The organism is Empedobacter brevis (assembly GCF_965118635.1).
Classification (GTDB): Bacteria; Bacteroidota; Bacteroidia; order Flavobacteriales; family Weeksellaceae; genus Empedobacter; species Empedobacter brevis_A.
Genome location: NZ_CBCPHV010000005.1, coordinates 61,731 through 87,452 on the forward strand (window position 1 = coordinate 61,731; position 25,722 = coordinate 87,452).

The following is a 25,722-nucleotide window of genomic DNA, read 5'->3' on the forward strand; positions in this document are numbered from 1 at the left end:
CATTAAGAATTTCTAAGAAATTAAACCAATAATTTATTATTTATTCCATAAACACATTCTTTTGTGATTAGATTTTTCTAAATAGTTACTTTAAACTTATTTTTGTAAAAATTTTAAAATTGAATACACGAGTAAATTGGATAAGCTGTAAGAGTTGTAATGGACTTGGAAAAAAAAGTCAAGGCGTTTCGAAAAGAAAACTTATACGCTATAAATCTTCTATTACTCAATCTAAAAAGATTGAAAATTCTACCATTCCTACTAAACCAAAAAGTTCTATGCAAATTTGTACAATTTGCTCGGGAACTGGATTAATGACAACAAATGAACTTCCTTTACCAAACGAAAAAAAATATCCACATATTGCTATTGTTGGAGCTGGAATTGGTGGTATTGCTTTAGCATTAGCTTGTTTGCATCGTCAAATTCCTTTCACTCTTTTTGAACGAGATCGTACTTTCAATGATCGTTCGCAAGGTTATGGATTAACGCTACAACAAGCGAGTAAAGAATTGAAAAAATTTGGCATTCAGTCTTTAGATGAAGGAATTGTTTCTACTTTGCATTTAGCACATAAAATAGATGGAAATGTAATTGGAGAATGGGGAATAAGAAAATTACAAAATAAAGAAGCTATTGAAGCAAAAAACAAGAATAAATTTACCAATATTCATATCGCAAGACAATCTTTGCGTTTAGCTTTTTTGAATCAATTAGGTGGTGATAATCAAGTTTTATGGAATCATCAATTAATTGATTATAAAATAAATGATAAAATAGAATTAACTTTTAATGTAAATGGAATTCAACAAAAATTTGAAACTGATTTACTTGTCGGAGCAGATGGAATACGAAGCACAGTTCGCCGATTAATCATAGATGAAAATAAAAGTCCGTTACGTTATTTAGGTTGTATTGTAATTTTAGGAATTTGCAAATTAGATGATTTAGAAAATGTTGAAAGTCATTTATTAGATGGAGCAACAGTATTTCAGACAGCAAATGGAACAGAGCGTATGTACATGATGCCTTATGATAAAGATTCGCTTATGTGGCAATTTAGTTTTCCTTTATCCGAAGAAGAAGCTATCGTTTTGAGTAAAAAAGGTTCTAATGCATTAAAAACAGAAGTAACAAAAAGAACGAACTGGCACTCTCCTATTCCAGAAATTATTGCATCAACAAAAGCAGAATTAATTACAGGATATCCTGTTTATGACCGAGATTTATTAACCCCAGATTTATTACAAAATGTTGGTCCAGTAACTTTAATTGGTGATGCAGCACATCCTATGAGCCCTTTCAAAGGACAAGGTGCTAATCAAGCATTACTAGATGCTTTGTTATTTGCTCAAAAAATAACATCTGCTTATAATGGACAAAATGAAGAAATAAATTTACGTAAAGACATTTTAGAATCTTACGAAAAAGAAATGATGGAACGTAGCAGTGTTAAAGTAAAAAAATCAGCAGATGCAGCTAAATTTTTACATTCGAATATTGTTCTTCAAGAAGGTAATGTAACCTTTGGTTCTAAATGGTCTTCTAGCCTTTAAATTAATTTTGATTAAGTGTATTATTCAAAATAAAATATAAAAAAATAGCGAGCTAATGCTCGCTTTTTTTTTATAAACTATTACAAATTAATCTACATATTTATGTTGATATTCTTTTCTATATGCGTAATAAAATACAACTGGAAGAATTGTAAAAGATAAGATTAAACAGATAATTAATCCTCCCACAATCATAATTGCTAAAGGTTTCTGAATTTCTGATCCCATTCCTGTTGAAAGTGCTGCTGGTAATAATCCCATAGATCCCATAAGCGCAATCATCACAACTGGACGAATTCTACTTTTCACACCATTAACGATTGCTTCTTTTAATTGCATTCTATGTTTCAAATTATCTCTAATAATACCAATTAATACAATTCCATCAATTGTTGCAACTCCAAAAAGAATAATAAAACCAATTCCTGCTGATATTCCGAAAATAGTTCCTGTTACCCAAAGTGAAATAAATCCTCCGATGAATGCAAAAGGCAATGTTAATGCAGCAATTGCTGTATCTTTTACGTTTCCGAAATTTGTATACAATAGCAATAAAATCAAAACTAACGAAATCGGAACAACCATTGTTAATTGTTTTGCTGCTCGCTCTTTACTTTCGAATTCTCCTGCCCATTCCATATAATTTTCTTTCGGCAATTTTACTTCTTTCGCGACTACTTTTTTAGCTTCATCAATCGTACTTCCCAAATCTCGACCTTCAATACTAAATCCGACTCCAATATATCGGCTATTTCCTTCTCTATAAATAAAAGCTGGACCTGTTTGATAACCAATTGTTGCGATTTCTTGTAAAGGAATATTTTGTCCATTACTTGTCGGAATCAAGATATTTGCAATTTTCTCTGGCGTATCTCTATAAGCTTCCTGAAAACGTAAAATAACATCAAACTGTCGATCGTTTTCATAAAACTTAGTCGCTGCTTGTCCTCCAATTGTCATTTCTATTACTGCCTGAACATCAGCTGTATTAATACCATATTTTGCCATTTTTGTATCACTCAATTCTATTCTAAGTTCTGGTAATCCGATATTTTTGTAAACATTGATATCCGTTATTCCATTTACTTTTTCGATAGAAGAAGCGACTTTATTTGCATATTTTTCTAAATCATACAAATCATCCCCAAAAATTTTAATAACCAATGAGCTTTTTACACCAGCTACATATTCTTCAACATTATCTTGAATAGGTTGCGAAAACCCGAACACAATTCCTGGATAATGATTCAATTTGTTTCGCATTTCTTGAATAATTTCATCTTTTGAAATTTTTCGGTTCCAATCTTTTTCATCTTTCAATTGAATATTAAATTCTATATTAAAGAATCCTGTTGGATCGGTTCCGTCATTCGGGCGACCTGTTTGTGTCAAAATAAAATCTATTTCATCGCAATTTTTTTGCATCAATTCTTTCATCTCTTTTGTTAATCGAGTTGATTCTTGTAAGTTGACACTATTTGGTAAAGTTGCTCGAATATAAATTGCTCCTTCGTTTAGTTTCGGAAGAAATTCTGAACCATAATTTGAGAATTTGAACAAACAAAGCGCTAAGATTCCTAAAAATATTCCTATTGTAGCTTTTTTGTATCGAAATGCAATTGCATATAAACCGAAAATAGTTTTTTGAAAAAATCGAGTAATAAAGTTTTCTTTTTCTACCATGTTTTTCTTGAAAAGCAATTTACACATCGCAGGAACATAAGTTAAACTTAATATTAAAGATCCTAACAAGGCATATCCTAATGTAAATGCTAAAGGAGAAAACATTTTACCTTCCACTTTTTGAAATGAGAAGATTGGTAATAAGGCAACAATAAGAATAAGTAAAGCAAAGAAAATATAAGAAGCTACACTTCCTGCACTTTTCTTTATGACACCCATTTTACTCATTTTTGCGAAACGCTCTGCTCCTACTTTATGTTGCATTGTTGCTAAAGCGACAAAAACTGTTTCGACAATTACCAAAGTTCCTTCTAGCAATAACCCGAAATCCAATGATCCCATTGAAATTAAATTCGCTGGCAATCCTTGTATTTTCAACATTATAATTGCGAATAAAAATGAAAGCGGAATAACCGATGCTACAATAAATGTTGATTTCCAATTGTATAAGAAAACAAAAACAATTAATGAAACCAATAGAATTCCTTCGATAATATTTTTAGAAACTGTGTGTACCGTATTATCAACCAATTTCGTACGATCTACAACTGTTTCAATTTTGACATTATCTGGTAAAGTTCTTTCATTTAATTCCTCTATTTTTGCTTTAAGATTTTCTATAACTTCTGATGGATTTTCTCCACGTAACATAACAACAATACCTTCTACCATATCATCATTATTGTTATAACCAACTTGTCCTAATCTAGGTTTATTTGAAACAACAACATCTGCTACATTTTTGATAAGAATTGGCGTAGAACCATTTAGGGCAACAGTAATATTTCCGATATCCTCTATTTTGTCTAACAAACCAACACCACGAACTACATAAGCTTGATCTCCTTGCTGAATAACATCTCCACCAACATTTATATTTGATTTAGAAACCGCTTCATAAACATCTAAAGGCGATAAATCATAATTCTTTAATTCAGTTGGATTAATTTTAATTTCATATGTTTTTTCTTCTCCACCAAAACTTACAACATCTGCAACTCCTGATACAGAAAGTAATTCACGCTCGATAACCCAATCCTGAATTGCCGTAACTTCTTTTATTGGTAAATCACTTTTTATGACATAACGAAAGATTTCTCCTGTTGCACCTGAAGGCGGTTCAATATCAGCATCAGCTCCTTCTGGTAAATCTACTCCGCTCAATTTATTCGACACATATTGCTGTGCATAGAAATCATCTACACCATCTTCGAACTGAACCGTTACAACAGATAATCCGAAAAGCGAAATAGAACGAATATTAGATTTGTGTGGAATACTGTTCATTACTTTGGAAACTGGTAAAGTCACCAATTTTTCCATTTCCTCTGCACTTCTTCCTGGCCATTGCGTTATAATACGAGCTCTAGTATTTGTCACATCTGGAAATGCTTCTATTGGCGTATGTTTCAAACAAAATATACCAGCGAAAAGCAATGCAAATACAGCAAATAATACAAAGGTTGTATTGCGTAACGAAAAAGTTACGACTGATTGTACTAACTTTTTCATTTATTATTTATTTAATTCCTCAAATATTATTAGCGCATTTCTAGAAATAATTTTTTCATTTGGAGCAAATTTTTCTTTAACAAATGTAAATTCCTCATTTTGCCCTATTGCTGTAATTTTTCTTATTTCCATTGTACAATCATCTTTGTAAACAACAACATATTCCTTATTATTCTCAAAAACTTTTGCTTTATTAGAAATAGCAAATGCATTTCCTAATATGTTTTCTTTATTGATAATAATATCTGCACTTAGTCCTGGCATTAACTTTAAATCTTGATTTTCTAACACAACACGAGCTTTCAAAACATGTTCGTTTTCATCAAATACGTTGTATATTTTATCAATCTTTCCTGTATAAATTCTATCCGCATAAGCCATTGATCTTACATTTACAGCATCTCCTTTTTTCACATATTGTAAGTTATTCGCATAAATATTTACCATAACCCAAACTTGTTTCAGATTAGAAATAGAAAATAAATTATCGTCTGATTCTGATGTGATCGATTGTCCAACGCTCATACTTTTTTGTACAATGTATCCATTCTTTGGTGCTAAAATTTGGAATTGTCCATTACCTACAGCACGATACATTTTTAAAGTTGCATTTATCTTATCAATCTCAATTTGATTTGATCGTAATTCATGTTCAGCTTCTGTTACTTCTGGTTGAGAAGCCATTCCATCATTCAACAATTCTTTTTTCGACTTGATTTGTTTTCGAATCAAATCCATTTGATTTTGATAATATCTTTTTTGTTGAACTAAATCTAAAACCTCGTTCGATTTTACAACAGCTAAAACTTGCCCTTGACGAACATAATCGCCCAATTCAAAATTTACTTTATCTACAACTCCTTGCAATAAACTTTTAAAACCTACCAAATCATTTTCATTGTATTCTATTTTACCTGATAAGGTTAATTGTTCGTGAATTGGTTTTTCTGATATATCAAGGATTTCTGTTGATTTTTTCAACTCATCATTCAAACAAAATTTTGTTTCTTCCTGCGTCTCTTTTTCTGTCTCTTGCTTGTTACAACTACTTAAAATAAAAGTTAAAGCAGTTAAAAAATAAAAAGTCTTTTTCATCATTCTAAAAATCTTGTCCAACGATATAATTTAATTCTTCAAAAGTGTTTTGATAATTCTCCAACAAATCCAAATAAGCTTGTTGCGATTCGCGATAAGCCTGTATAAAATCTATAAACTCTAATAAAGTAATTTGTTTGTTTTGTAAATGTTTTTTATAATTTTCAATCATAGTCAATTGATCTTGATTATTCATTTTATTCCATTGAATAATCGCTTTGTCTAATTGATTGATTTGATTTTGAATTCTATCAATTGTATTATTCAATTCAAAATCAATTGCATTTTTCGTGAACTGTTGCTGGCTAACTGCGATTTCTGCAGCTTTTATATTTCCTTTATTTGTATTGAAAATTGGCAAATCAACGCTAACTCCAATTCCAACAAAATCGCGCATAATATTTCCGCCACGATCATAACCAACTTGAAAAGCTAAATCTGGAACGCGCTGAGCTTTCTCTAAAATCAATTGCTTTTCAGCCATATTAATTTCATTTTCTTGCTTTTTTAGTGCGATATTTTGATTTTTAGCTAACTTTTTAACATCTAACGGAATCAATTTTGAATGTGTATTAAATGCAGAAAAGTCAATTTCATCCACTTGTAAATCTATATTTTGAGTTAATAAACGAAGCTTATTAATGGATTCAATTTCTTGATTTTCTAATTCGATTTGCTCTTTTTGTAAAGCAATTAATTCGGATTGAAGTCTGTAAAAATCAGCTTTTGGAACATTTTTCAAATCAGCTTGACGTTGATATTGCATGTTCATTTGTTCAAATAATTCAATACTATTTTGTAGTTCTTTTTTTTCTGCTAAAGTTCGAGCCAAAGAAAAATAAGTTTGTCTCAATTCTTTTTTCAATTCTCGAAGAAGTTCTTCGTATTCAAAAAGCGCAGAATTCTTTTCAAGTTCCTTTATCGCAACTCTTTTCTTTCTTTTTCCTGCTGTTTCTATTAATTGTTCTAATTCAACAGAAATCTGTTGATTTCTACCATATTTTCCAATTAAATAAGGCTGTTCTTCCACATTATACGTTTTCCAAAGATTAACTTCAGAAATGCTTAATGTTGGATTATTCCATAATTTTTCTTGAATAATTTCTGCATCAATTTTATCAATATTAAATTTATTCGAAATTAATTCATAGTTTTTTTGCAGAAAAGCAGCTTCCAAATTCTCTAAATTCACTTTCTGAGCCTGAGTTTGGACAACTAAAAAAATGCTTATTGCTGTAAAATATATCTTCTTCACTTTTAATCTTTTTTCAAAAATCAAAAGTAGTCGCGGTAAATTAAGGTAAGTTTTAAGCTAGATTAGAATTAGATTAGAAATTAAATTAATGTTCCTAATAATCAGAATTTAAAGAAATGAATTAAGAAGTTTTTATTTAAAAAATGAGTTGAACAATTGTTCCTTTTGGTTTATTTGGAACAATTTCTACTTCGATTTGATGAAGTGTAAAAATGATATTCGCCATCGAAAGTCCAATTCCTTTTCCTTGAAAACCTTGTGTATTTTTTCCTCGGAAAAAATTTTGTTTAATTTGTTTAATTTCAGTTTCTAAAATACCAATTCCCAAATCAGAAATATGAATTTGTAAACGATTATTGATTTCTAGAAATTGTACTAAAATTGGTTGATTATTCGAATATTTTATTGCGTTGCTCACGATATTATTCAAAGCAACTTCTAATAATTTTTCATTCCCTTGAATGGTTAATAATTTATCATTCTCAACTTGTAAATCTACATTTATACGAGCTTGATGATATAAAACTGCATTTTCTATAACTTGCCAAACAACCTCATCAATGCGAATTTGACTAAACTCGAAACTTGTTTTTGCACCAGAAAGTAACATCATTTGGTCCAAAGTTTCTTGCAAATCATTGGTATATTGTTGCAATTGTACAATCACATTTTCGTATTCTTCGAGCGTTCTTTTTTTATGATTGGTTACTTCTAAAGTACCTAATAATGCAGTAATTGGCGTTCGTAATTCGTGAGAAACATAATCAATAAAGTTTTTTTGCACATTAAATGTTTGCGCCATTCGATCTATAAAATTATTGTACGTTTTGATCAAATCCTCAATCTCTGTATATGATTTATTGAGCTTTAAAGGTTCAGTAAAATTCTTCGAATCACGTTCTTTTATTTGTTCTATAATTTTTGTGATTGGCTCATAAGCAATAATTCCTAAATAATTAGAAAACAAATAAATAAAAAGTAAACTAATTAAAGAAACTGAAATCAAAATCTGAAGTAAAGAATGCATTTGTTCATTAAACTCTTGTTTCGATTCTCGTGTAATTACGACGAAATCTCCTTCGTTGTCATGATAAAAAATTCCATCATAAAAATAATCTTTACTTACAAAAAAATCATTTTTATTTGAGCGAATATTCTCTACAAATTGTGTTGATATTTCATGATTATCTACCATATCTCCATGAATTTTTTTGTTGTCTTTATCAACAATCAAAATATTTTTTCTGGAAATTGTTTTTACCAATTGACTTTGAATATTATTATGCTCTAAAACTGGTAATTCGTCTTTTTCTAAATAGTAAATAGAAGCCAAAAGTGTTTTGTTCTGCAAGGATTTAAACTCTTTTTGTTCCATTTGGTTGTAAAAAGAAAAGTAAATAATTGTAGAAACAATGAGAATAATAATGCTAAAAATAACAACAGAATAAAGTGCTAATCGATGTTTTAACTTCATAATTTAAGCTTTAAACATATAACCAACACCTTTCACGGTATGAATGTATTTTGTTCCGTTTCGTTCTATTTTATTGCGCAAATAGGAAATATAAACATCGACAACATTGGTATGATTGTCAAATGTTATTCCCCAAACAGCATTTAGAATTTGGATTCGCGTAACTGTTCTATCAATGTTTTCAATCAAATAATTCAATAGTTTAAACTCGCGAGGAGAAAGCTCTGTTTCTTCTTGATTCACGAAAACTTTATATTGATCCAAATCGATTTCTAAATCATCAAATACTAATTTATTTTCTGGCGTTTCTTGTGAACGAAATTGATTTCGGCGCGTTAGAGCTTTAATACGAGATAATAATTCGTCGAAGTGAAATGGTTTTGTAATGTAATCATCCGCACCATAATCTAAAGCTGAAACTTTATCCTGGACAGTATTTAGCGCGCTAAGCATTAATATTGGAGTAAATATTTTTTTGTAACGCAGCGTTTGTACCAATTGAATTCCATCCATTTTTGGTAACATAATATCGCAAATAATCAAATCGAAATGAATAGTAAGGAATTCTTCTAAAACAGATTCTGCATCTTTACAAAGTGTGATTAAATGTCCATTTTCTTCCAATCCTTTGATCAAAAAATCACTAATTCGTTTATCATCTTCAATTACTAATATTTGCATATTGTTTCAGTTTCTTCAAAAATAAGGATTTTGATTAAGATGAAATGAATAGTAAGGCTTTTCTAATTCGATTTTAATTTCGCTTTTCTTTATAAAACAAAAAAACTGTCCAAATTAAGACAGTTTTTTGTTGATATATTTTATTCTACTGGTGTTTCTCTTGCGGCTTCGTATATGATGGAATCTCTTTGTTCTTGTGTCAAATCATATTTATAATTAAATATTGCAGATTCCCAATCACCATATCCTACATTCGGTAATACAATAAATCGTTTTCCAAATTCAGCTTTTAAAGTTTCGACTGCTGTAGCTCTTTCTTTTTCTGATTTATGATTATCAAATAAAGAAGAAAAATCTGTTAAACTATCTCCTAAAAGCAATACAATATCATAATCTTTTGAAACATTTTGGCGACGCGCTTCTTTGCTACTTTCTTTTGTTCTCAAAATTAAATTCTGAGCGCTTTGAATTGGATAATTGTATTTTTCTAAATTAGCCAAAGTTCCTGCACGTTCTTCTTCATATCGATTGGTGATATAAAAGATTTGAACTCCTTTACTTGCTGCATACTGAAAAAATTCTTGAGAACCAGCCAACGGAGTTGCAATTCCTTTCGAAGTCCAATTTGCCCAAGATTCTTGCGACCATATTTTTCCCTGGCGCGCCATTTCTACTGCATAGTACGAATTATCCAAAAAAGTTTCGTCAATATCTGTTACAATTGCCAAAGGTTTTGCTCCTTTTTTAGCAATTGCTTCATCCAATCTCATTTTCGCAACGTTATAAGCTTGTTGACTTAATGCTTGATATTCAGCTGCTCTTTGCTGAAAAAATGCAGCATAAATTTTACCATCAACTTGCAAACTTTTCTGTTGAACAGGCTGTTGTTCACTAACTATTTTTGGTGTTTGGCAAGCTGTTAATCCTAAAATCATCAAGCTTCCAAGCATCAATTGTATATGTTTCATATCTCTAAATTCTAATTGCAAAATTAAGCCTTACAAATCAAAAAATCTGTTTATTGAATATATTTTATCGATTGTAAAGTTGTTTGATGAAAATAAATTTTGAACTGATAATGTTCTCCATTTATTTCGATATCAATCTCCAAATAATCATTTTGGTTGAAACGATCCAAATCTGTATCGAAGAAATAAATATTTCGAATAACATGCGAATCAGGTAAAATTGTATTTTTCAATAAAATATCATTAGTTCCCATTCCCAATTCACCATAAAAAGTAACATCTGCTTTTATCTTTTCTTGAGAAAAATTTGAGTAAAAATCAGCTTCTATAATATTAATTCGAGCTGTTTTAGTACTATTATTTTGAACAGAAATTAAAAATTCTAATGTATTTTTTTTCTTCGTTACCGAATCTATTTTTATTTGATATTCAGAAAATTGTTGATTAGAATTTTGAATCAAATCATTTTCTTTATCAATTGCTAAATACTCGATTTTTTGTTCTTCTTCTTTCAGAAATGTTTTTTCTATTTGATCTTTTTTTAGTTTTTTGTAGATAATAAAAAGTATAAGTAATATAACTAAAAGGAATAAATATTTCATGCTGCAAATTTAAGAAAATCTTCTAGGAAGCTCTTTTTTCTATGATTTTAAAATCTATTAATTTGATATTTCTTCTTTCGATTTTTCTGTGCTTTTATTGCTGATCAAAAATTAAATTCAGCTTGTGAAATTCATCTGCAATCTCACGGTTATTCGACAAACGCGGAACTTTATTTTGTCCTCCCAACTTTCCGATTGATTTCATATAATGCTGAAAACCTTCATTTTTAACTTCAGAAATAACCAACGGACGCAAAATGTTTCCTTTTATCAAATCATCATAATATGTATTTTGATCACGCATTTGAAGATCAAGTTCTTTATTAAATTCTTCTAAATTTTGTGGTTTTTGATCAAATTCTATTAACCATTCATGATATGGTAAACCTGTTGTTGGATTGACAAATGGCGCAACCGTAAATTCGTTTACACTTGCTGGATATTTTTCTAAAGTTTTCTGTAAAGCTTGTTCCACTTCATGCCCAATTACATGCTCGCCAAATGCAGATGTATAATGTTTGATTCGTCCAGAAACAACAATTCTATAAGGTTTAATGGATGTAAAACGAACTGTATCGCCAATATTATATCCCCACAAACCAGCGTTTGTATTCAGAATTAGAACATAATCTTTTCCTATTTCTACGTCTTTTAATGAAATTCTTGTAGGATTTTCATCAAAAAATTCATCAACAGGAATAAATTCATAGAAAATTCCATTGTTCAATAGAAGTAATAAATCATCATTTTTTTGAGAATCTTGATACGCAATAAATCCTTCTGAAGCTGGATAAGTTTGTATACAATCTATTTTTCGACCAATTAATTGATTTACTTTATCTCGGTATGGCTCGTAATTAACTCCGCCTGTTACCATTAGTTGCAAATTTTTGAAAATCGATTGAACATTTTCCTTTCCTGAAACTTTAATTAATCGTTCAAAATACATGATTAGCCATGGTGGAATTCCAGAAATTAGCGTCATATCAGCATTCTTGGTTTCATCTACTACTCTATCTACTTTAGTTTCCCAATCATCAATTACGTTTGTTTCGTAAGATGGCAAACGATTTTTTTGTAAATAATTAGGAACAAAATGTGCACTAATTCCAGAAAGTCGACCAACTTTCAATCCGTTTTTATCTTCAAGAATAGGACTTCCTTGTAAGAAAATCATTTTACCATTAACAAAACTTGAATTCTTTGTTTCATTAATGTAAAACAGTAAAGCGTTTCGAGCAGAGTTGATATGTGTTGGAACAGATTCTTTTGTAAGCGGAATATATTTCGCTCCAGAAGTTGTTCCAGAAGTTTTAGCTAAATAAAGCGGTTTCCCTGGCCAAAGAATATCAGATTTTCCTGCAATTACTTCATCAAAATAATGTTTCAAACCTTCATAATCTTTAATAGGAACTTGCGATTTGAAATCTTCATAATTTTTGATTGAATCAAAATGATGATCAACTCCAAACTTTGTATTTTTTGCAGCAACAATTAATTCATGTAGAATTTTGTCTTGTGTTTCTAGCGGATTTTTTATCCACTTTTGTTCTTTGTTGACAATGTATTTTGCAAAAATTTTCGCTAAAAAAGCTTTCATGCTATTCATTTAAAACATTATTATTGGTCGAATTTAAACGAATATTCTAAATAATTTAACAACAATTGCAATGATTTTTCTTAGTCAAATCACTAATTACATTAAAGCTAAATCCTTAGCTATCATTTTATAATCATTGCGTTAAAAGTACCTTCCGAATTATTCCTATTCTACATAAAATTATCTTATTTTTTCGAAGGATGCAAGATTTTTTCTAATCGAACGTTTTATTGTAGATTTGTTTTTATTCACTATCATGAAAAAGATTGTACTGAGTATATTCGCCGCAAGTTTTTTAATCGGCTGTTCTACGCAAAAAAATAGTTTCAAAAACCGACAATTTCATAAAATGACTTCGTGGTTTAATGGAATATTTAATGCTGAAGAAGAGTTAGATAAAAAGAACACAGAATTACAAACAAATTATGTAGAAAATTATTCGAAAATTTTGCCTATTGGTATCGAATATTTTTCTGATTCTGTTAGTCTTGGAAATTTAAATACACCAAACTTTGATTTTGGTGGAGGAAATCAAAATAATCAAGATCGAGTAGAAAAACCTGTCGGATTTGCTGCTGTTGAAGCAAAAGCTTCTAAATCTATAGAAAAGCATTCCATGTTGATTAAAGGACAAGAAAAAAATCCTTTAATGGCGCGTGCGTATCTTTTGATTGGAAAATCTCTTTTCTATCAACAAAAATATTTTGAAGCACTTGATGCATTAAATTATGTTGTCAAAAATTTCAAAGATTCTAAATATGCGCAAGAAGCAAATGTATATAAAACAGTTGCAGAAATAAAAGGTGGAAATTATTTTGATGGAGCCGAAACGTTGCAAAAATTATATGAAAATGATCCTTACAAAAGCAAAGAGCTAAAAACAATGATTGCTCGCACTTATGCTCAATTTTTAATTGATCAAAAAAAGTACGAAGAAGCCTTAGATCCTTTGCAAAAAGCTGAATATTTTTCTACAAATAAAGAAGAACGAACGCGCTTATTTTATACAATGGGGCAAGTTTTTTCTAAATTAGGAAAACAACAAGAAGCAGGAGAAGCATTTATGCAAGTATATAAAATGAGTCCTGGCTTTGATATGGAGATTAAATCTCAATTGGCTATTGCTGCTAATTTCGATCCTAAAATTAATAATTATTCAAACTATAAACAGAATCTACTTGACGTTGCTAAAAAAGGAATATATACATCTAAGAAAAATGAATTGTATTATGGTATTTCTGAAATGGCATTGCGAGCAGATAAAATGGACGATGCTGTAGAATATGCAAAACTAAGTTTGAAAGAACCAATGTCTGATCCTTATATTCGTGGACGAGCATATGAAAATTATGGTGATATAAAATTCAAACAAAACGACTATGTTTATGCTTCTGCTTATTATGATTCTGCACAAACAAGTTATAATTTAAAAGAAGATCAAACACGAATTGGGAAACGAAACGATGTTTTGAAAAAGTTAATGGAAAAACATTATTTAGTTCAAAAAAATGATTCTATTTTAAAAATTGCTAAACTTTCAAAAGAAGATCAATCAAAATTTTTCACAGATTATATTGAAAAATTAAAAAAGAAAGAAGAAAAACAAGCTGTTGAACAACAAAGAGAAATGGAATCTTTTCAGTTGGAAACAAAAACTGCGAGTTTTACTTCTAGTTTTAATAATGCAGACAAAGGAAAATTTTATTTCTATAATCAAGGCTTAAAATCAAACGGACAAACAGAATTCCAACGTATTTGGGGAGGAATTTCTCTGAAAGATAATTGGCGAAATTCGAATGCGATTAGTACTGTTATTGAAGATAAACAAGCCGAATTAACGGGACAAATCTCAACTGGTGATCCAAGACGTTTCGAAATAGATTATTATTTAGAAAAAATACCAACAACTCAAAAAGCTTTGGATGATTTGAAAGTTGAACGCGATACTACGCAATTATCTTTAGGAGTTGGTTATTTCGAAACTTTTGATAATAGCGAATTAGCAGGAAAAGAATTGAAAGAATTAGTTGCAACTCCTCCGAAATCGGAAGATGTAAAATTGAAAGCAACTTATCAATTATATCGTATTTACAGAAATCGTGATAAAAAATTAGAAGATCACTACAAAAACGAAATTCTTACGAATTATCCAAATACAATTTATGCTGGTTACATTTTAAATCCTGAAGTTGAATATATTACTCCAGAAACAAAAGAAGCTGTAGATGCCTACAAAATTGCTTATGAGCTTTACAAGGAAGGAAAATATGACGATGTAAAGAAAAAAGTTCAGGAAGCAATTGTAAAATATCCGACTGAAATTATTATCGCAAAATTTGTTTTATTAAATGCTTATGTTTTGAAACAAACGGCTTCAAAAGAAGAATTTGAACAAGCATTGGAAGTTGTTGCAACAGCTTATGACGGAACTGAAGAAGCAAAACAAGCAAAACGTTTGTTAGAAAAATTAAAAAATCCTAAAAATGAAGTTGCTCAACCGCAAATCGACGAAATGCAATAAGTAAAAAAGAAGAAAGACAATAAGTAAAGTATTCATGAATAAACTATTCGAGATTACTTTACTTTTTCTTTTATAAATTTTGCAACTGGTTTTTCAAAATATTCAAACGTTAAAGAGCTTAAAATTAAAGCAATCGCAAAATAAATTCCAATCTTCATAAAATCATTTATCGCTGGTAAATATTGATTTCCATATTTTATCACAATCATATGAATCATATAAAATGCGAAACTAATTTCTCCTAAATAAACAAAACTTTTGTGTTGAAGAATTTTAGACAATAAACCTTTTTGTAACGCAAAAATTAAAACAATTCCAATCATCGGAATCCAATAATATATGCCATATCGAAAAGCTCTTGCAATATCATTATGAAAGTAGAAAAATAGCGATAAAACAATAACAGCTACTATTTCTAGTAAAGTTCCTTTCGAGAAATTAATCTTAGAATCTTTTATCTTTTTATAGATTTGACATGTGATAATTCCTAAAATAAAATCTAAACTTCGAACAATTGGATTGATATAAAAAATAGCTTTTTCCAATTTCATATTTGATCTGAAATAAGGTTCTGCGAAAATAATTATCGGAATAGTAACCAATAAAATATATTTCAATTTCGGAAATTTATGTAACCAAATTACATAAAAAGGAAACATTAAATAGAAAAATAATTCAGTAGAAATACTCCACGAAACATTATTAATAGAAAAATAAAAATCCTTTATCGGAATATAAGATTGTAATAAAAATAAGTTTGCACCAGCAATATCCCAATGAAAAAATCCTTGCCAAACATTAATCATAACAAAAGGCAACATAACACAAAAAGTGAGAACATGTAAAGGATAAATTCGTGCAATTCGTGCGATGTAAAACTTCTTTTTATCAAAATTTGGATTGTCAATAATTTTCTTTTCGTAATTAAGAGCCAAAACAAATCCACTCAAAATAAAGAAAAATCCAACGCCAAGATATCCTTCGAAAAAGACATCATTTTTTAAATAATTATACCAAGCTAAATCTGTTTTTACAAACGTTAAATGACTTAAGAAAACTACAAAAGCAAAGAAAAAACGTAAAGAAGTTAAGCTATTTAGCATTAGTCAATTATTTTTATTTCCATTTGATAATATTCATCAAACATGCGAATAAATTCGTCCAATTTACTTTCTCTAACAGATATCGTAAACATACATTTATCTGAAAAATGTTTATCTTTTATCTCTCCAGAAATACGATCTATATTGCGCTCTACAATTCCTTGTTGATCATAATTGAAAACCATTTTCACACGTTTCGAAACAAATTTCTCAACAATATTCGCTTCTTCCAAAACAACTTGTGCAGCGTATTTATAAGCTTTTACTAAACCAGGAATTCCCAATTTTGTTCCGCCAAAATAACGTACAGAAACAATTAAAACATTGGTAATTTCGCTTGATAAAATCTGATTATAAATTGGTAAACCAGCCGAACCACTTGGCTCGCCATCATCATTTGCACGATGATTTTTACCATCAATTCCAAGCGCATAAGCATAACAATGATGATTTGCATCGGGATGAATTTCGCGCAATTGTTCCAAATAAATTTTGATGTCATCTTCGTTTTCAACTGGATAAGCAAAATTAATAAACTTACTGCCCAATTCTTTAAAAATCACATTTTCTACTGGTTTCTCTATTGTACGATAATTGTCCGTCATATTGTATTGAAAAGTAGCGCAAAGATAGTTTAAATAGTACTTTTAAAGAAGAAAGGTTTTATATTTATACGAGATGAAAAAGAATTATAAATGATAAAGTTATTTTAAATACTTTTTTAGGAAAAAAGAATACAAATGATTTGAAAGATGGGAATCATTATTGGATTTTAATTGGAGAGAAGGGAAAAGTTATTGAAATAAATAATGATTTATTTGAAGGAAGAGTTTTGGTTTTATTTGATAAAAATTTAGATGAATTAAAGCTTAATAATCATAATCCAATAAAAAATTCTCTTTGGATATTAGAAACTGATTTAATAATTTATGAAATGGAAAATAAAAAAGAACCTTAAAATCTAAGGTTCTTCAATTTCTATTCTATTTTCGAAAATATTTAATTCATCATTCAAAAAGCGATGTTTTTCAGTTCGAATTCCTTTCAATCGTGGAGCTAAAATTCCTTCGTTCCAAATTGTATCCGAGCTCAAAATTCGAGCTTCGTCCCATAAATCAGCATCAATAAAATGTTGAATTGTACCACTTCCTCCTTCTATAATTAAGGATTGAATATTATTCTTGTATAAATAATCCATTATTTGTGGAAGAATTTTTTCTGAAAAATCCAATTGTACAAAAGCTAAATTTTCCTCCGAATTGTTTTCAATCGAATTAAAGATAACCGTTGGTTGAGTTTGATCAAACAAATGAAAATTTCTCGGAATTGCGAGATTTTTATCGATCACAATTCTCAACGGATTATTTCCTTTCCATAATCTTGAATTAAGCTGTGGATTATCAATCAAGGCTGTATTTTTCCCAACCAAAATTGCTTGCTCTTCCGTTCTCCATTTGTGTACCAATTGTTTCGTATATTGATTTGTAATCCACAATTGCACATCGTCTCGTCCCATATATCCATCTTCGGTTTGTGCCCATTTTAGGATAATATACGGACGTTTTTTCTCATGAAAAGTAATGAAACGCTTATTGAGTTCGATACATTCTTTTTCCAAAACACCCAACGTAACATCTACTCCATTTTTCAATAAACGCAAATAACCTTGACCATTTACTTTTGCAAAAGGATCTAAAGTTCCTATTACAACTTTTGGAATTTCTTTTTCTATAATCAAATCAGCACAAGGAGGTGTTTTTCCGTGATGCGAACAAGGTTCTAACGTAACATACAACGTAGATTCCTTTAATAATTCTTGATTCTTAACAGAATTAATTGCGTTTACTTCTGCATGTGGTCCACCATATTCAGACGTAAAACCTTCGCCTATAATTTGATTGTTATGTACAATAATAGAACCAACAAACGGATTAGGATATGTTGTTCCTAACCCGTTTGTTGCAATTTGTATACAACGAGCCATATATTGCTCATCGATAGATTGTTTTGTCATGCTTAAAAATTATGCATTAAAATCAATGTTGAATAATGTTTTCAATTTGATTTCTGCTTCAATTAATTTTTTACGTTTTTCGTCAATTTGTTTGTAAACATCTTTTAATAAAGGATTGTTTTCATTCGCATTCGAAAAGAAATGTACATTGTTATCTAATTGATTGATTTCTTTTTCTAAATCGTCAATTATTTTGCGTGTTTTTCTAATTTCGTCGTCTAATAAATTTCCATTATTTCCAGATTTCACTTTATTGACAAAAGATTGTAACTTATAATCATTCAGTTCATTACTAGAAAGATTCAACGCATCTAGTTTCTTATGATAAAAATCTGAAAACTCTTGATTAATAGATGTTTTATCAGCAGGAACTTTACCTAAAGCTGTCCAATTATGCTGAATTTCATCTAATTGTTTTAATGCTTCATCTTTATTTTCAGAAATCGTTTGATTTTTGAAATCTTCTAAAAATGCTTGTTTCTTTTCAAAATTTTGCTCGAATTTTTGATTCGCTTGTTCGTGACGATTTTTGTAACGATCAAAGAATTGGTTACAAGTATTTTTAAATTCTTTCCATATTTTATCTGAATTTTTTCTTGGAACGTGACCAATTTTTTTCCAATCGTTTTGAATTTTTTTGATCACTTGTACAGAAGCATTCCAATCTGTGCTGTCCGAATGTTGTTTTGCAATTTCAAGTAATGCTAATTTCTTTTCAAGATTGAATTGTTGCTCTGTTTTCAGATTTTTATAGAAATCATTTTTTATATGATTAAATTGCCTTGTAACTTCTTTGAAAGCTTCCCAAGTTGCAGAATTTTTATCTTTTGGAACGCGCCCTAAAGTGATAAAACTTTCACGCAAAGAATTAACTTCAGAAATAGCTTTTTGCCAATCACCATGCGATTTTGTTGTTGCTTGTTCTGTAATTTCTTTTATACGAGCAATAATCTGATTTTTCTTTTCTAAATTATCTTTTTGCTCTTGTTTTATTTTTTCATTCAATTCTCCTTTACGATCATGAATTTTATTTGTCAATTCTTTGAATTTTTGCCATGTTGGTTCGCGCAAATCTTCTTGTACAGGAACGGCTTCTTCTTTCCATAAACGATGCAAATATTGCAATTCATTCAATGCTTTTTGTACATTTTCTTCTTGTACTAATTCTTCTGCACGTTTGATAATGGATTGACGAACTTCTAGATTATGAGCATAATCCAGCGTTTGTAATTCCTTATTCATATCTAAATATGTATAGAAATTATCTAAATGGAAAAAATAATTTTTGAATACATTTTCCGCATTTTTACTTGGAATTCTTCCTGCATTATGCCAACGAGTTTTTAGCTCACGAAATTTCTTGAACATTGCTGCCGATGAATCACTTGGTTCTTGATACAAGGCTTTTAATTCTTCAATAATTTCTAAACGTTCATTTAGATTATCTTCTTCCTTTTTTTCATTTTCTTTATGAAAAACTGCTAACTGATTTTTGAAATCGTTGTAAACAAGATTGAATTTTGCTCTAAAAGATGTTTCGTATTTAAAATCTGATTCATCTCCTCCTTCATTCAAAAATTCTTGTTTTTTGGCAGCTTCATCTTCTTCTAATTTAGCTTTGAAAGTATCGCGAATAAGATTAAAATGTTCACGAATATCTTGAACATCATATTTACTTAGTAAATTTTTTGCTTCATTGATCAAAACATCAAAACTAAATGTTTCATAATCTTTGAACGAAATTTCACTTTTCTTTTCTTGGTTCGTTAACTCTTCCGTTTTATAAGATTCTGTGTTCAAATCCTTTGTAGTTACAGGTTTTGGTAATTGTTCTCCGTCTGCATTTTGCAGGTTATCCATTTCATTATTCATAAGAAAATAAGTTTTGTTTCTCAAATCTAATAAAATTTGAGGAAAATATCAAGACTATTCTGTATGATTATTCCAAATTTTCCAAGCTTCTTCTGCTTGCAGAATCAACATTTCGTGACCATTTTTTATTTTGGCTCCATTTTGCTGTCCTTTTTCCATAAATTTTGTCAAAGGTGGATTGTAAATCAAATCATATAACAAATGTTTATCATTGATAAATTGATAAGGGATAAGTGGCGCATTTTCAATATTTGGAAAAGTTCCTAAAGGTGAACAATTCACGATAATTTGATAAGAATTCATAATTTCTTCATTCAAATCGTCGTATGTAAAATTATTTTCTGTTTTTGTTCTTGATACAATTTTATATTCAATTTTCAATAAATCAAGAACATAATAAACTGCTTTAGCAGCTCCACCATTTCCTAAAACTAATGCTTTTTTGCGATGTGATTCTAAAAGTGGTTTTAATGAATGATAAAAGCCATAACAATCTGTATTATGACCGATTTTTTTTCCATCTTTTATCAAAACTGTATTGACAGCTCCAATTGATTTTGCTTCTGGTGATAATTGATCTAAAAATGGAATAATTTCTTGTTTGTAAGGAATTGTTACATTAAAACCTTTTAAATTTTCGATTTCGAATACCTTTTTTACTTCATCGATATGCTGTAAATCAAAAACATTGTAGACAGCGTCTACAATGTTTTCGTTTTTAAATTTTTCAGCAAAATAAGATTTAGAAAATGAATAAGCTATATTTTTTCCGATTAAACCAAATTGCCTCATTCTTTTATTTTGTTTTTATTAAATTGAGCTTTCACTAAACGGATAATCAATGGCATATTTGCTAATAAAATGATTCCGAAAATGAATTTCTCTAAATTATTTTTTACAATCTCAAATTGACCTAATGTGTGTCCTAAAAGCGAAATAACGCCAACCCAAAGAACAGCACCTATAAAACTATAGGTAATAAATGTGCGGTAATTAAGATTTGTAACACCACATATAAATGGAATTATGGTACGAACAACAGGCATAAAACGAGCGATAATAATTGCTTTTTTACCATTTTCATTAAAAAATTCTGTTGCTTTTTCAATGTGCTTCTTTTTCAGAAACCATGAATCTTTTCGACCTAAAATCCAACCGCCAAATTTGCGTCCGACATAATAATTTACATTATCACCAAGAATTGCTGCAACCATTAGCAAAGGAATAATATATTCGATATGCAAATGGTTTTGCTCATCGTTTGCGGCAATCATTCCAATTGAAAATATTAGTGCATCTCCAGGTAAAAAAGGCATTAAGAATGACATGATAATTAAGCCTGTTTCTGCAAAAATTATCAGGAATAATATAGCATATATCCAATAACCGTAATTATTGATAATGTCCATTAATACCTTATCTGGACGTTGAACAAAATTGGTGATAAACTCAATAATAGATTGCATTTTCTTTTTTTTAAGCTCTGATTATATCAGCTCCAATTGCACGTAAACGTACATCGATATCTTCGTAACCACGATCTATTTGATCGATATTATGAATAACTGTTTTTCCTTTCGCTGAAAGTGCAGCAATCAATAAAGACATACCTGCGCGGATATCAGGAGAAGTTAATTCAGCTCCTTTTAATGGTATTTCGTGATTAAGACCAATAACGGTTGCTCTATGTGGATCACATAAAATAATTTGTGCGCCCATTTCGATTAATTTATCTACGAAGAATAAACGAGATTCGAACATTTTTTGGTGAATCAAAACACTTCCTTTTGCTTGTGTTGCAATAACTAAAATGATTGATAATAAATCTGGTGTAAATCCTGGCCATGGAGCATCAGAAATCGTTAAAATCGATCCGTCAATAAAACGTTCTATTTCATAATGTTCTTGAGCTGGAATATAAATATCATCATTGCGACGTTCTAATTTAATTCCTAATTTTTTGAAAACATCTGGAATAACGCCTAAATTTTCCCAAGAAACATTTTTGATTGTTAATTCAGATTTTGTCATTGCTGCTAACCCAATCCAAGATCCAATTTCGATCATATCTGGTAAACATGTATGTTCTGTTCCGCCCAATTTCTCAACTCCTTCTATTGTTAATAGATTAGAAGAAATTCCAGAAATCTTAGCTCCCATACGATTCAACATTTTACATAATTGTTGAATATAAGGTTCACATGCAGCGTTATAAATAGTTGTTGTTCCTTTCGCTAAAACCGCAGCCATAATAATATTTGCAGTTCCTGTTACAGAAGCTTCTTCTAATAACATGTAAGAACCTTGCAATCCATTTTCATCAACTTCTACTCCATAGAAATCTTCATCTGGATTAAAACGATATTTAGCTCCTAAGGCAAAAAATCCTTCGAAATGTGTATCTAAACGGCGACGTCCAATTTTATCTCCTCCTGGTTTTGGCATAAAAGCTTCTCCGAAACGAGCTAAAAGTGGTCCCATTAACATGATTGATCCACGTAATGCAGCGCCATCTTTGCGAAATTGTGTTCCTTTTAAATAATCTAATCGTAATTCGTCCGCTTGAAAAGTAAAATCACCTTTTCCATTTTTTTGTGTTTTCACACCTAAATCACCCAAAATTTCAATCAAACGATTGACATCACGGATGTCTGGAATATTTTTTACACGAACTTGTTCATTGGTTAATAAAACCGCACATAAAATTTGTAGTACTTCATTTTTAGCACCTTGCGGAGTAATTTCTCCTTTCAAAGGTTTCCCTCCCTTTATTTGAAATGTTGCCATTTAGTTGTATTAAATAGTTTTGATTTAACCTTTTGTATTTCGAACGTTTTGGTTTCGATTGTTATTATTTTGATTATTTCGGTTATTGTTGTTTTGACGATTATTCGAATTTTGGTTATTATTTCGATTGTTATTATTTTGATGATTACGATTATTATTTTGGTAACTTCTGTTATTTTGATTGTTGTTTGAATGATTATTATTCGAATTCAATCGTTCTGGAGAAACCAAATTATCATCAACTTTTCTTAAATCAATTTTACCATCAGACAATTCATATAAATGATTGAAAATAACTTGATCGTCAACCGTATCTTTGTTCCAAAGTAAATAACATTTTTTCATGTGATTGGCGATAGCAAAGTACAAACCTTCTCGTTTTTCTCCTTCTTCCCACGTCACTGCAACGTCAATCATTTTACGAATATTATTTCCGTAATATCTATATTTATATATACTTTTTGGATATTCGACTTTATTTGGTTTACTATTTACCGTGTCTTTTTTAGTCGGAATTGGATAAGGAGATTTTACATCCAAATCAAATTCTGCCATGATAAAAAGTTGATCCCAAAGTTTGTGTTGAAAATCTGGTACATCGCGCAAGTGCGGATTTAATTCTCCCATTACTTCAATAATAATTTCGGCAAATCCGTTGCGTTCCGATTCGTCTGTTATTGTTTTACAATGATTTACCATTTCTTGAATATGACGTCCATATTCTGGAATAATCAATTGTGAACGAAGTGTATTATATTCCATTAAATTTTCTAATGTATTGGTTACAAACTTACAAAATTCTATCCGATTATTAGGGTAGAAAACTTGTATTGATTGCTAATTTTTTATTAAATTTTATTCCTCAAAAATTGATTATAAGTTGAAGAAGATAAATTGTAAAAACAAGTTTTTTTCTATTCAATTCAAAATAGTTAAGAATTTTTATAACCAAGGAAATTAAGTTAAAATCGTTTTGATTTTCAACAAATATAGTATTTTCTTTTTATAAAATAGAATTTCGGTTTTTTGATGATTTGTTTAGTTTTTATTATCAATCTCTAACCTTATTCTATTAATTAGAAAGCTAAATTAAATGTAAATAATAAAATAGTTCTTCTATTATTCAAATAAAAAGGCTATCTCTTGATAGCCTTTTATAGTTTTTATCAGTTTATAGTACTATATTATATAGTATGATATTTAAAACTTTGTTCGTTTTTAATTGTTTTTACTGATTCGTAAATCAACTCAATCACATTTTTTACATCTGATTGATGAACCATTTCTACAGTTGTATGCATATAACGCAACGGCAACGAAATTAAAGCAGAAGGGACTCCTCCATTACTATAGGCAAAAGCATCTGTATCTGTTCCTGTTACACGAGAACTTGCTGCACGCTGAAAAGGAATATTATTTTTCTCTGCTGTATCAATAATTAATTCGCGTACATTATTCTGAACTGCTGGCGCATAATAAACAACTGGACCATCACCACATTTTTGTTCACCTTCTTTCGATTTCGTAATCATTGGTGTAGTTGTATCATGTGTTACATCTGTAATAATTGCAACATTTGGTTTTATGGTTTGCGTAATCATTTCTGCTCCACGTAAACCAACTTCTTCCTGAACTGCATTAACAACGTATAAACCAAAATCTAATTTATCTTTATTTTCTGCTAATTTACGTGCAACTTCAGCAATCATAAAACCTCCCATTCTATTGTCTATCGCACGACAAACAAAATAACGATCGTTTAACGTGAAAAACTCATCTGGATAAGTGATCACACAACCTACATGAATTCCTAGTTCTAAAACTTCTTCTTTTGAAACACAACCTGTATCAATCCAAATTTTATCTGGAGTTGGAGCTTCGTCTTTTCCTGATTGACGCAAATGAATTGCTGGCCAACCAAAAACTCCTTTCACAATTCCTTTTTTTGTATGAATATTTACAACTTTAGAAGGTGCAATCATATGATCTGATCCTCCGTTGCGAACAACATAAATCAATCCATCTTCTGAAATATAATTTACAAACCACGAAATTTCATCTGCATGCGCTTCAATCACAACTTTATATTTCGCTTCAGGATTAATAATTCCATAAGCAGATCCATAATTATCTGTTCTTACTTCATCTACATATGGTTTAATGTAATCCATCCAAACTTTTTGTCCTTCGCTTTCAAAACCTGTTGGTGAAGCTGTATTCAAATACTTTGTCAAAAAATCCAAAGATTGTTGATCAAATAAATTATTTACACTCATTTTAGTTTATTTATCTAGCAAATGTATTAATTTTAGGAACAATTTTTGAACAAATTCTAAAATGAAATTTAATATATATTATATAACCTTAATACTCTCTTTATTTGGATTTTATAATTTGAACGCTCAAATTTTTGGATTAGATTTAGGTGGCAAAAATCCTTCACAAGAAATTAAAAATGATTCCATAAATATTAATGATTTATCTTTCAATCCTTTTGATACAATTCATTTAAATGAATCAAATTTTTATTCTGTAAATCTCAAAACAGATTTAGAAAAAAAATATTATTTATGGTTAAGAAAGCGTGTACGAGATGTTTGGCCATATGTAAGAACTGCTGTTAGAGAATATAATTATGTTTCGGATACAATCCAAACAATGGATAAAAAACGAGACAAAAAGCGCTTCATTAAATCTCGACAAAAAGATTTGGCAGATCAATTTGAAAATCAATTGAAAAATATGTCGAGTTCTAGAGGACAAATCCTTACCAAATTGATTTATAAAGAGACGAATAAAACAACTTATGATATTATAAAAGAATTGCGTGGTGGTTTAAACGCTTTTCTTTATCAAGCTGCAAGTGGTGCATTTGATATTGATTTGAAACAAACTTATAATCCAAAACGAACTCGTGAAGATTTGTACATAGCAGTTATTCTTCAAAGAGATTTTGCAGATGGTACACTTATACCAGTTGATGAAGATTAAAAAAGATT

21 protein-coding genes are annotated in these 25,722 nt (G+C 29.6%); 4 read left to right on the forward strand and 17 right to left on the reverse strand.

Going from position 1 to position 25,722, the window contains the following annotated elements; all coding sequences use genetic code 11:
• The first annotated feature begins 119 nt into the window (after positions 1 to 119).
• Entirely contained in the window at positions 120 to 1,556 is a 1,437-nt protein-coding gene (locus ACMHJW_RS08170; RefSeq protein ID WP_413532918.1) for an FAD-dependent oxidoreductase, read from the forward strand.
• Positions 1,557 to 1,643: 87 nt separating this feature from the next.
• Here the strand turns inward: ACMHJW_RS08170 and ACMHJW_RS08175 are convergent, their stop codons facing one another.
• The 8 genes from ACMHJW_RS08175 to ACMHJW_RS08210 form a co-directional block, all read right to left on the reverse strand.
• The gene (locus ACMHJW_RS08175) at positions 1,644 to 4,751 is read right to left on the reverse strand and encodes an efflux RND transporter permease subunit (protein ID WP_413532919.1); all 3,108 of its coding nucleotides are present in this window, start codon (positions 4,749 to 4,751) and stop codon (positions 1,644 to 1,646) included.
• Positions 4,752 to 4,754: 3 nt separating this feature from the next.
• The gene (locus tag ACMHJW_RS08180; RefSeq protein ID WP_413532920.1) at positions 4,755 to 5,846 is read right to left on the reverse strand and encodes an efflux RND transporter periplasmic adaptor subunit; all 1,092 of its coding nucleotides are present in this window, start codon (positions 5,844 to 5,846) and stop codon (positions 4,755 to 4,757) included.
• Between the two features lie 4 nt (positions 5,847 to 5,850).
• A complete protein-coding gene (locus ACMHJW_RS08185) occupies positions 5,851 to 7,101 on the reverse strand; it encodes a TolC family protein (RefSeq protein WP_413532921.1) in 1,251 nt (416 codons plus the stop codon).
• 136 nt (positions 7,102 to 7,237) lie between these two features.
• A complete protein-coding gene (locus ACMHJW_RS08190) occupies positions 7,238 to 8,575 on the reverse strand; it encodes a sensor histidine kinase (RefSeq protein ID WP_413532922.1) in 1,338 nt (445 codons plus the stop codon).
• A gap of 3 nt (positions 8,576 to 8,578) precedes the next feature.
• Positions 8,579 to 9,256, reverse strand: coding sequence for a response regulator transcription factor (locus tag ACMHJW_RS08195; protein WP_413532923.1), 678 nt, complete (start codon positions 9,254 to 9,256; stop codon positions 8,579 to 8,581).
• 140 nt (positions 9,257 to 9,396) lie between these two features.
• Complete coding sequence (locus tag ACMHJW_RS08200) at positions 9,397 to 10,224, reverse strand: 5'-nucleotidase, lipoprotein e(P4) family (RefSeq protein WP_413532924.1); 828 nt, start codon at positions 10,222 to 10,224, stop codon at positions 9,397 to 9,399.
• Between the two features lie 50 nt (positions 10,225 to 10,274).
• The gene (locus ACMHJW_RS08205) at positions 10,275 to 10,826 is read right to left on the reverse strand and encodes a hypothetical protein (protein ID WP_413532925.1); all 552 of its coding nucleotides are present in this window, start codon (positions 10,824 to 10,826) and stop codon (positions 10,275 to 10,277) included.
• 94 nt (positions 10,827 to 10,920) lie between these two features.
• On the reverse strand, positions 10,921 to 12,426 hold the full coding sequence (locus tag ACMHJW_RS08210) for a GH3 auxin-responsive promoter family protein (protein ID WP_413532926.1): 1,506 nt from the start codon (positions 12,424 to 12,426) through the stop codon (positions 10,921 to 10,923).
• Between the two features lie 349 nt (positions 12,427 to 12,775).
• Here ACMHJW_RS08210 and ACMHJW_RS08215 point away from each other — a divergent pair, with 349 nt between their 5' ends.
• Entirely contained in the window at positions 12,776 to 14,947 is a 2,172-nt protein-coding gene (locus tag ACMHJW_RS08215; protein ID WP_413532927.1) for a hypothetical protein, read from the forward strand.
• 53 nt (positions 14,948 to 15,000) lie between these two features.
• On the opposite strand, the gene ACMHJW_RS08220 is transcribed toward ACMHJW_RS08215, so the two are convergent.
• The gene (locus ACMHJW_RS08220; protein ID WP_413532928.1) at positions 15,001 to 16,050 is read right to left on the reverse strand and encodes an acyltransferase family protein; all 1,050 of its coding nucleotides are present in this window, start codon (positions 16,048 to 16,050) and stop codon (positions 15,001 to 15,003) included.
• A complete protein-coding gene (locus tag ACMHJW_RS08225; RefSeq protein WP_413532929.1) occupies positions 16,050 to 16,655 on the reverse strand; it encodes an IMPACT family protein in 606 nt (201 codons plus the stop codon). Before ACMHJW_RS08225 ends, ACMHJW_RS08220 begins: the two co-directional genes overlap by 1 nt.
• Before the next feature lie 140 nt (positions 16,656 to 16,795).
• On the opposite strand from ACMHJW_RS08225, the gene ACMHJW_RS08230 reads away from it, so the two are divergent.
• Complete coding sequence (locus tag ACMHJW_RS08230) at positions 16,796 to 17,008, forward strand: hypothetical protein (protein WP_413532930.1); 213 nt, start codon at positions 16,796 to 16,798, stop codon at positions 17,006 to 17,008.
• Positions 17,009 to 17,011: 3 nt separating this feature from the next.
• Here the strand turns inward: ACMHJW_RS08230 and ribD are convergent, their stop codons facing one another.
• From ribD to ACMHJW_RS08265, 7 genes are all read right to left on the reverse strand, one after another.
• Positions 17,012 to 18,064 (reverse strand): bifunctional diaminohydroxyphosphoribosylaminopyrimidine deaminase/5-amino-6-(5-phosphoribosylamino)uracil reductase RibD, encoded by a 1,053-nt coding sequence (gene ribD / locus ACMHJW_RS08235; RefSeq protein ID WP_413532931.1) that lies wholly within the window; start codon positions 18,062 to 18,064, stop codon positions 17,012 to 17,014.
• Positions 18,065 to 18,073: 9 nt separating this feature from the next.
• Positions 18,074 to 19,936: a DUF349 domain-containing protein gene (locus ACMHJW_RS08240; protein WP_413532932.1), complete on the reverse strand. Its 1,863-nt coding sequence runs from the start codon at positions 19,934 to 19,936 to the stop codon at positions 18,074 to 18,076.
• A 54-nt stretch (positions 19,937 to 19,990) separates the two neighbouring features.
• Positions 19,991 to 20,728: a shikimate dehydrogenase family protein gene (locus tag ACMHJW_RS08245; RefSeq protein WP_413532933.1), complete on the reverse strand. Its 738-nt coding sequence runs from the start codon at positions 20,726 to 20,728 to the stop codon at positions 19,991 to 19,993.
• Positions 20,725 to 21,402 carry a DedA family protein gene (locus ACMHJW_RS08250; protein WP_413532934.1) on the reverse strand — a complete coding sequence of 226 codons (678 nt, stop codon included), beginning with the start codon at positions 21,400 to 21,402 and terminating at the stop codon, positions 20,725 to 20,727. The genes ACMHJW_RS08245 and ACMHJW_RS08250 overlap by 4 nt, the downstream gene beginning before the upstream one ends.
• Positions 21,403 to 21,412: 10 nt before the next feature.
• Positions 21,413 to 22,723 (reverse strand): UDP-N-acetylglucosamine 1-carboxyvinyltransferase, encoded by a 1,311-nt coding sequence (gene murA / locus ACMHJW_RS08255; RefSeq protein ID WP_413532935.1) that lies wholly within the window; start codon positions 22,721 to 22,723, stop codon positions 21,413 to 21,415.
• A 24-nt stretch (positions 22,724 to 22,747) separates the two neighbouring features.
• Positions 22,748 to 23,485: a DUF4290 domain-containing protein gene (locus tag ACMHJW_RS08260; RefSeq protein ID WP_413532936.1), complete on the reverse strand. Its 738-nt coding sequence runs from the start codon at positions 23,483 to 23,485 to the stop codon at positions 22,748 to 22,750.
• 422 nt (positions 23,486 to 23,907) lie between these two features.
• On the reverse strand, positions 23,908 to 24,999 hold the full coding sequence (locus ACMHJW_RS08265; RefSeq protein WP_413532937.1) for a M42 family metallopeptidase: 1,092 nt from the start codon (positions 24,997 to 24,999) through the stop codon (positions 23,908 to 23,910).
• 61 nt (positions 25,000 to 25,060) lie between these two features.
• Here ACMHJW_RS08265 and ACMHJW_RS08270 point away from each other — a divergent pair, with 61 nt between their 5' ends.
• Complete coding sequence (locus tag ACMHJW_RS08270; RefSeq protein WP_413532938.1) at positions 25,061 to 25,714, forward strand: DUF4294 domain-containing protein; 654 nt, start codon at positions 25,061 to 25,063, stop codon at positions 25,712 to 25,714.
• The last annotated feature ends 8 nt before the right edge of the window (positions 25,715 to 25,722 follow it).